Below are 8713 nucleotides of genomic sequence, written 5' to 3'. Positions count from 1 at the left end.
CCATGAGCCTCATCCCGCACCTGATCAACGGCGAACGCATCGACGACCAAGGCCGCACCGCGGACGTGTTCAACCCGTCCACCGGCGAAGCCCACCGCAAGGTCGGCCTGGCCAGCCGCGCCACCATCCAGCAGGCCATCGACGCCGCCAAGGCCGCGTTCCCGGCCTGGCGCAACACCCCGCCGGCCAAGCGCGCCCAGGTGCTGTTCCGCTTCAAGCAACTGCTGGAGCAGAACGAAGCGGTGATCTCCAAGCTGATCGCCGAAGAGCACGGCAAGACCCTGGAAGACGCCGCCGGTGAATTGAAGCGCGGCATCGAGAACGTCGAGTACGCCTGCGCCGCCCCGGAAATCCTCAAGGGCGAATACACCCGCAACGTCGGTCCGAACATCGACGCCTGGAGCGACTTCCAGCCGCTGGGCGTGGTCGCCGGCATCACCCCGTTCAACTTCCCGGCCATGGTGCCGCTGTGGATGTACCCGCTGGCCATCGCCTGCGGCAACACCTTCATCCTCAAGCCCTCCGAGCGTGACCCGAGCTCCACCCTGCTGATCGCCGAGCTGTTCCATCAGGCCGGCCTGCCCAAGGGCGTGCTGAACGTGGTCAACGGCGACAAGGAAGCCGTGGACGCGCTGATCGAAGCCCCGGAAGTGAAGGCCCTGAGCTTCGTCGGCTCTACCCCCATCGCCGAATACATCTACGCCGAAGGCACCAAGCGCGGTAAGCGCGTGCAGGCCCTGGGCGGCGCCAAGAACCACGCTGTGCTGATGCCCGACGCCGACCTCGACAACGCGGTCAGCGCACTGATGGGTGCCGCCTACGGTTCCTGCGGTGAGCGCTGCATGGCCATCTCCGTAGCCGTGTGCGTAGGCGACCAGATCGCCGATGCCCTGGTGGACAAGATCGTTCCGCAGATCAAGGGCCTGAAGATCGGCGCCGGCACCAACTGCGGCCTGGACATGGGCCCGCTGGTCACCGCCGCTGCCCGCGACAAGGTGGTCGGCTACATCGACGACGGCGTCGCTGCCGGCGCCAAGCTGGTGGTGGATGGCCGTGGCTACCGCGTGGCCGGCCATGAAGATGGCTACTTCGTTGGCGGCACCCTGTTCGACCACGTCAAAGCCGACATGCGCATCTACCAGGAAGAAATCTTCGGCCCGGTGCTCTGCATCGTTCGCGTCGGCAGCCTGGAAGACGCCATGCAGCTGATCAACGACCACGAGTACGGCAACGGCACCTGCATCTTCACCCGCGACGGCGAAGCCGCCCGCCTGTTCTGCGACGAGATCGAAGTGGGCATGGTCGGTGTCAACGTGCCGCTGCCGGTCCCGGTGGCCTACCACAGCTTCGGCGGCTGGAAGCGCTCGCTGTTCGGCGACCTCCACGCCTACGGCCCGGACGGCGTGCGCTTCTACACCCGCCGCAAGGCCATCACCCAGCGCTGGCCGCAGCGCGCCAGCCACGAGGCGGCGCAGTTCGCCTTCCCCAGCAACGGCTAAGTGAGGCATTGAACAAAAAGCCCCGGCAATCGCCGGGGCTTTTTTATTTGATGGGTTTCGCAAGCTCTACCCATCCTACTTGGCTCCGTAGGATGGCGTAGAGCGCAGCGAAACCCATCACCATTCCCCCGCACCGTGGTCCAGTTCATCACCATCCCCCGCCCAATCCGCCGGCAGGATTCCCTCCTTCACATACCGGTGAAACGACGACCACGGCCAATCCACCACCCGCGCCACATGCCCATGCTTGCGCGGGTTGTGGTGGATGTAATCCACATGCCGGGCGAAGTCGTCGTCATCGCGAATGCGGTGCTCCCAGAAACGGCGTTGCCAGATGCCGCGTTCGCCTTTGTTTCGTCGGCTAGCCGAAAGTGATTCGCTCGCCGGCATTGCGCGGGAAAAGCTGCTCTTGATCTGACGCCAACGTAGTGCGTAGTTCGAATCACCTGCTGGGAGGCTGCAGAGTGCATGGAGATGATCTGGAAGGATCACGATGGCGTCGATGCGCCAGGGATGGCGCTTCATGCATTCACGGAAACTGAAACGGAGCAGGTCGAGATGTTCGGTGAGTAAACGGCTGTTACGGTCAGCCAAGTTGAGGGTGAAGAACCAGGTGGCACCCGGGGTGTGGTCGCGACGGTAGTTGGTCATGGCGAGGCTTCCTTGCCTGTAGATGATGGGTTTCGCAGGCTCTACCCATCCTACAAACGGGGATTCACGTCGAGCACAAGCCTAGGTGTCCGATCCCTCCCATGCACCCGTAGGATGGCGTAGAGCGCAGCGAAACCCATCACCGCTCCCAGCGCCAGGCCATCGCCCTACCGGCTCGCCACCCAACAATGACAATATGCTGGTTTCCAACGCACCTCCCGACACAAGGCGGCCCTCGATGAAGACCCCCGGCGGTATGTTGCTGACAGGCATCGAACTGGACCGCTCCAGCCCTGTTCCCCTCTACCGTCAGCTCTATCTGCAGGTACGCAAGCAGATCCTCTCCGGACGCCTGCCCGGCGGCACGCGCCTGCCCTCGACGCGAACCCTGTGCAAAGAACTGGGCCTGTCGCGTATCACCTTGCTCAACGCCTTTGACCAATTGACCTCCGAGGGCTTCCTGGCGTCGCGTACGGGTGCGGGCTCCTATGTCGGCGATGAGTGGGAGGGACGCAAGGCCGCAGCCGACAAACCGCGCAAGCCACCGCGCCTGTCGAGTATGAGCCAGGCCGTGCATTCCCTGCGCAGCGACCATTTCAGCGGCATGTCCTACAGCGCCTGGGCGCCGGATTGCCCGACCTCCTTCCTGCCCAGTCACCCGGCCTACGATGCCTTCCCGATGCCGGCGTGGAAGCGCCTGATAAACCGCCAGCTGCGCAAGCCGGGCAAGGCTGAACTGGGGTATGGCGAACTAAAGGGCTTACTGCGACTGCGTGAGGCCATCGTCGAATATGTTGCAGATGCACGCGGTATCGAGTGCAGCGCCGATCAGGTGGTCATCACCTCCGGCGCCCAGCAGGCGTTCAACCTTCTCGGCATGCTTCTGCTCAATCCGGGTGACAGTGTGTGGATGGAAGACCCCGGCCACATCGCCGCGCGTATCGCCTTCCAGGCGCAAGGCTGTCATCTGGTGCCCCTCGCCATCGACGACCAGGGCCTGGACGTGCAACAGGGTTTGCGTGAATGCCCGGAGGCGCGATTGGCCTTTACCACCCCCTCGCGCCAGCACCCGTTGGGCACCACCATGAGCTACGCGCGGCGCCAGGAACTGATCGACTGGGCCGGGCGCTTCCAGGGATGGATCATCGAGGACGACTGCGACAGCGAGTTCCGCTATGTCGGTCGCCCGCAGCCAGCGCTATACGCCATGGACCAGTGGGACAAGGTCATCCACGTGGGCACCTTCAGCAAGGTGCTGTACCCGTCCCTGCGCCTGGGGTACGTGATCCTCCCGGAAGACCTGGTGGACCCCTTCTGTGCCATTCGGGCCGTCATGGACCGCAGCCCCTCCACGCTGCACCAGGCCACCACCGCCGACTTCATGCTGGACGGTCACTTCCTGGGCCACATACGCCGCATGCGCAATCTCTACCAGGCGCGGCAGGCGTGCCTGGTAGAGGCGTTGCAGCGCCACCTGGGCGGCTACCTGAACGTGAATGCCGTGGAAGCAGGACTGCACCTCATTGGCTGGCTGCCCGAGACGACGGACGACGCCGCCCTCGCCCGCTCGCTCGCCGACCATCAGGTCTACACCTACGCCCTGCGTGATTACTGCATCCGCCACCAGATGCCGCCTGGGCTACTGCTGGGGTTCGCCGCCATGCCGGAAACGCAGGCCGAACAGCGTGTACAGGAATTCGCGCGGGCTCTGAGTACCCTTGGCGTACGAATTTGAGCGCGGACCCGCGCTCAAAATGGCTATTTAAACCAAACAATAGTGGCTATAGGTATAGCGCCATTCCGGAGCGATAAAAGCACTGCCGGCCACCCCGGCGTCGCTATCAGGAATGACAATAATGAACGCTATACAAGCCCGATTCGCCGCCCTGCTAAGCCATAACGCAGGGGCGGACAGTGCGCCCCCGCCGCTGACTCCCGACCTTGCCCGCCGCCTGCTGGAACGCCTGGACACCATGCGCCTGTTCGCCCACGGCTATCCGCTGCTGACCAACCTCACCCAGGGGCGTGTCACGCCCGAAGACATGCTCGACTTCGCTTACCGGCATGAGCTCGACGGCCTCTCGCTGCACCTGCTGGACGGCGAGCACAACAGCCTTTCGCGCATGACCGCCGAGCAACTTGCCGCATTCGCCGAAAAAGCCCGTGCGCTGGAGCTGGACGTGCATGTGGAGATCAGCAGCACCCTGCCCGAGGACGTCGATCAGGCAGTGGCGGTGGCCCGTGCAATCGGCAGCCGCAATATACGCGTCTACTCCCGCTACGAGGGCCACCTCTCGCGCGTGATGGACCTGATCGAAGACGACCTGCAACGCCTGGCGCGGCTGGCCGACGAGCACGACCTCAACTTCGACTTCGAGCAGCACGAGGAACTCAAGAGCGACGAGATCGCCAGCCTGCTTCGCCGTGTCGGTCATCCACGCCTGAATGCCCTGTTCGACTTCGGCAACATGATCAATGCCTGCGAACAACCGCTACCGGCACTGGCCCATCTCGCGCCCTACATTCGACAGGTGCACCTCAAAGGCGTGCGCGTGGTCCCCGAGCAGAGCGGCTTCGGCCACTACGGCGTGCTCCAGGGCGGCGCCGACGACCAGTTGCCTGGCGCACGCATGCTGCTGGAACTGCTGCTGTTGGGCGAAACCGCTCCGCAAGTAGTGGCGTTCATCCTCGAGCAGGAGAACCACTACATCGCCCCCGCCTTCCGGCAGACCGGCGAAGACGCCGATCCCTTCATTCCCTACCGCGAAATGAGCGAGACGCCGCTGCCCCCGGGCTACAGCCTCGAACGCATGCTCGCCGACGAACACCGCTGGGCCAACAACCAGGTGCGCTACATGCGCGGCCTGCTGGCGGAACTGCGCCTGCTGGCCGAACTGACGCTGGACGACGCAGAACGCATCTGACCGGCCGATCAATCGGCCCTTCGACAACTCTGGAAGCTGTGGAGAACAACAATGACAGCACAGAACAAAGCCAAATGGCTCCGTTTCCTGGTCCTCGTCCTTGGCGGCGGAACCATCTACAAACTGGCCAACCTCAAGGACGCCTTCTACATCCCGATGCAGGAGCACATGGGGCTGACCCATACCGAAATCGGCACCCTGCTCAGTGCAAACGCCATCATCGCCACCGCGCTGTTCGTGGTCGGCGGCTTCCTCGCTGACCGTTTCGAGACGCGCAAGCTCATCCCCCTCGGCCTGATCGGCACCGGTGCCCTGGGCCTGTACCTGGCCAGTTTCCCCGGCTACAGCCAGCTGCTGATCGTCTTCGCACTGCTCGCTGTGTGCGCCGACTGCATCTTCTGGCCATCCCTGCTCAAGGCGATCCGCAACCTCGGCGACGACGGTGAACAGGGACGCATGTTCGGCTTCCTGGAAGGCGGCCGTGGCGTGGTGGACACACTCGTGGCTTTCTCAGCGCTAGGGGTTTTCGTCGCCCTCGGCTCCGGCGCCGCCGGGTTGAAGGCCGCCATCCTGTTCTATTCGGGCATCGATATCGTTGTCGGCCTGCTTACGCTGTTCCTGCTCAGGGACGCGCGCCAGGCGAACGGTAACCGCGAACCCATCGGCTTCGCCGGCCTGATGGAGGCGGTGCGCATGCCAGGCATCTGGCTGGTGAGCCTGAACGTGTTCATGGTCTACATCGTCTACTGCGGCCTGACCTACTTCATCCCTTACCTGAAGGACATGTACGAGCTGCCGGTGGCCCTGGTCGGCGCCTACGGCATCATCAACCAGTACTTCCTCAAAGTGCTGGGTGGTCCAGCCGGTGGCTTCATCGCCGACAAGGGTCTGAAGAGTCCCAGCCGCTACCTGAAGTGGGCTTTCCTCGCGCTGCTGCCGCTGATGGCCGTGATCTTCAGCATCCCCCATGGTGAGAGCTACATCTATGCCGGCATGGCCGCCACCCTCTCCTTCGCCCTGGTGGTATTCACCATGCGCGGCGTGTTCTGGGCGCCGATGAGCGAAGTGGGAATTCCCTCGCGGATCAGCGGCTCGGCCTTCGGCATCGGCTGCCTGATCGGCTACGCGCCCGGCATGTTCGCCTACATCATCTATGGCGCACTGCTCGACCACTATCCGGGCGAACAGGGCTACACCTACGTGTTCACGCTGATGAGCGTGCTGGCTGTAATCGGTTTCATGGTTTCCAGCCTGCTGCAACGTTCGGTGAGCAAACGCGTCGCTGCGACTTCCGGTGAATCGCTGGCTTGATCGCCGCACCCTGCAAAAGCCGGCCATCAGGCCGGCTTTTTCTGATGCCCCTCCCGCTAATACGTCATCGCCCTACGCCGCTCGCAACCTCGTTCGATCCACGTGATTGATCGTGCGCCAGATCTGTTTGGGCGATGCCAGGGCGGCCGCCGTGGTCCAGCGCTGATCCGGATCGCTTCCGATGCGCAGCAAGCCTGTGTGATTGGCCTTGTCCGCGTCGAACAGTGGATCAGGGTCGTAGAAACCAAGGGCGTAGCGCAATTGCTCGACATCTTCAGGCCGACCTGTCAGGAACTGCCAGCCAGGTCCGATGTGGTGCTGTTCGACATAGGCCTTGAGGACATGCGGACTATCCAGCAAGGGTTGCAGGCTGATCGAGTACATAAAGACGTCGCGCCCCACACGGTCGCCCAATAGCTGCTGCACCTGCTTTAGATTCGCCGTGGCGGTCGGGCAAATCCCGGTACAACTGGCGTACATCATGTTGATGGCGACCACCTTCCCACGCACCAGGTCGTCGTAGAACCTGACCGCTTTGCCCTCGTGCGTGTACAGCGGCGTATTGGGAATGCGTTGCTCGCCGGTCGTACCGGCGTCCGTCGCTCGCGGCAGACTCAGGATACTGTGCAAGGCATATAGCCCCAGTGCGGCGGTCCCCATACCGAGCATCAAATCTCTTCGTGTGTTCATCTGGTCTCCACCCTTGCCGATCAAGTGGATGTATCCACGACATTCAAACGCACCATCATTTCGTGGTCCTCGTGAATCACGTTGTGACAGTGCATCACGTACTTGCCGGTGAAATCGCGAAAACGCACCAGCAACCGGATGGTCATGCTCCCCTCGAGCACGAAGACGTCCTTGCGACCTCGCTCGTGAGGCGGCACCGCCCCCGAGCTTTTGCTGAGGATTCGCCCCTCCTCCAGATGGATATGGACGGGATGGTCCCAGCCACCCTTGCCCGACAGTTCCCAGACTTCGGTGGCACCCAGCGGAATTGGACTTGCCCCTATCAAACCGGACACCGGTACCCCGTTAAGTTGATGCCTCAGCCAAGCGTCTGAACTCCCGAGGTGAGCGGTAGTTCAGTGCGCTGTGCGGATGTTCCTCGTTGTAATGCTCGAAGGCGATGGCCAGGTTGCGCAGGGCCGTCGCTCGATCGGGCTTGGGCATGTGGCGGATATAGTCGCGCTTCATGGTCTTCACGAAGCTCTCCGCCATCCCGTTGCTCTGTGGGCTGCACACCGGTGTTGTCAGAGGTAGCAGGCCGATCTGCCGGGCAAAGACCCGGGTCTGTTCGGCGGTATAGGCCGAGCCGTTATCGCTCAGCCATTGCACCGGCGACGCAGGCAGCTCGCTACCGAAGCGTTGCTCGACGGCTTCCAGCATCACGTCGCGGACATCGTCGCCACTGTAGCCGTGTGGGCTGGCCACCCAACTGATGGCTTCGCGGTCGCAGCAGTCCAGAGCGAAGGTCACGCGCAGTTTGTCACCATCCTCGCAGCGGAACTCGAAGCCATCCGAACACCAGCGGGTGTTGCTTGTATCCACGGCGACACGACCTTCGTGACGCCGCGCCACACCCGGCTGCTTGCGACGGCGTTCCAGCAACAGATCGTGATCACGCATGACGCGGTAAACCCGCTTCACGTTGACCGGTGGCAGGGCCTGTTGCTCATGCTGCCGACGCAACAGACCCCAGATCCGACGATAGCCATAGCTGGGCAGGGCGCCGACTGCCTGCTGGATCTGCTCGACCAAGGTCACATCGTTGAACGCTCGGCGCCGACGAGGCCGCAGCCCTGGAGCGGGTTGTTTGAGTCGAGCCGTCAATTGCGAGCGCGCCACACCGAGACTCTCACTGACCGCCTTCACTGGTCGTCCCCCGGCAACAAGGGTGAGTGCGCAATCCATTTTCGCGAGCGGGCGATCTCCACCGCTTCCTTGAGGATCTCGGCCTCCATGGTCTTCTTGCCCAGCATCCGTTGCAGTTCGCGGATCTGCTTGAGGGCATCGGCCAACTCGGAGGCGGGCACCACCGCTTCACCGGCACTGACCGCCGAGAGGCTGCCGTCCTGGTAGAGCTTGCGCCAGTGGAACAGTTGGTTGGGGTTGATGCCGTTGCGCCGGGCCACCACCGAGACGCTTTGCCCGGGCTCGAGACTCTCGCGCACCATGGCCAGTTTTTCCTCGACGCTCCAGCGGCGACGCCGCTCCTGGCCGAGCACTTCGATGGTTTTGTCTTTGCTGGTAGTCATAAACACAGTCGTTTGCCTATCCCTTATGGTAAGGGGGAAACGGTGTCCTGTGTTTCAAGGGGCTCGTTCA

The 8713-nt window shown here is 63.0% G+C and carries 8 protein-coding genes; 4 read left to right on the top strand and 4 right to left on the bottom strand.

From position 1 onward, the window contains the following. Positions 1-2: 2 nt before the first annotated feature. Positions 3-1499, top strand: coding sequence for a CoA-acylating methylmalonate-semialdehyde dehydrogenase (locus tag E8E95_RS04120; RefSeq protein ID WP_280348325.1), 1497 nt, complete (start codon positions 3-5; stop codon positions 1497-1499). 117 nt (positions 1500-1616) lie between these two features. Here the strand turns inward: E8E95_RS04120 and E8E95_RS04115 are convergent, their stop codons facing one another. After that, positions 1617-2150: a transposase gene (locus E8E95_RS04115; protein ID WP_280348324.1), complete on the bottom strand. Its 534-nt coding sequence runs from the start codon at positions 2148-2150 to the stop codon at positions 1617-1619. A 238-nt stretch (positions 2151-2388) separates the two neighbouring features. On the opposite strand from E8E95_RS04115, the gene E8E95_RS04110 reads away from it, so the two are divergent. The 3 genes from E8E95_RS04110 (at position 2389) to E8E95_RS04100 (ending at position 6385) form a co-directional block, all read left to right on the top strand. Beyond that, the gene (locus tag E8E95_RS04110) at positions 2389-3885 is read left to right on the top strand and encodes a PLP-dependent aminotransferase family protein (RefSeq protein WP_280348322.1); all 1497 of its coding nucleotides are present in this window, start codon (positions 2389-2391) and stop codon (positions 3883-3885) included. A 121-nt stretch (positions 3886-4006) separates the two neighbouring features. Beyond that, positions 4007-5074 (top strand): TIM barrel protein, encoded by a 1068-nt coding sequence (locus E8E95_RS04105; RefSeq protein ID WP_280348320.1) that lies wholly within the window; start codon positions 4007-4009, stop codon positions 5072-5074. Positions 5075-5125: 51 nt separating this feature from the next. After that, positions 5126-6385, top strand: coding sequence for an MFS transporter (locus tag E8E95_RS04100; RefSeq protein WP_280348318.1), 1260 nt, complete (start codon positions 5126-5128; stop codon positions 6383-6385). Positions 6386-6457: 72 nt separating this feature from the next. Here the strand turns inward: E8E95_RS04100 and E8E95_RS04095 are convergent, their stop codons facing one another. From E8E95_RS04095 to E8E95_RS04085, 3 genes are all read right to left on the bottom strand, one after another. After that, entirely contained in the window at positions 6458-7075 is a 618-nt protein-coding gene (locus E8E95_RS04095) for an SCO family protein (protein WP_280348316.1), read from the bottom strand. Between the two features lie 20 nt (positions 7076-7095). Further along, the gene (locus tag E8E95_RS04090) at positions 7096-7410 is read right to left on the bottom strand and encodes a multicopper oxidase domain-containing protein (protein ID WP_280348314.1); all 315 of its coding nucleotides are present in this window, start codon (positions 7408-7410) and stop codon (positions 7096-7098) included. 10 nt (positions 7411-7420) lie between these two features. Then, positions 7421-8643, bottom strand: a protein-coding gene (locus E8E95_RS04085; protein ID WP_280347810.1) for an IS3 family transposase whose coding sequence is annotated in 2 segments (ribosomal slippage) — positions 7421-8298 and positions 8298-8643 — 1224 coding nt in all. Because the reading frame shifts where the segments join, the coding sequence is not laid out codon by codon here. Positions 8644-8713 lie beyond the last annotated feature (70 nt).

Origin of the sequence: Pseudomonas sp. BN414 (assembly GCF_029871275.1) — a bacterium.
Taxonomy (GTDB): domain Bacteria; phylum Pseudomonadota; class Gammaproteobacteria; order Pseudomonadales; family Pseudomonadaceae; genus Metapseudomonas; species Metapseudomonas resinovorans_C.
Note: the sequence above shows the minus strand (reverse complement) of the source record. Positions and strands in the feature narration are given on the sequence as shown.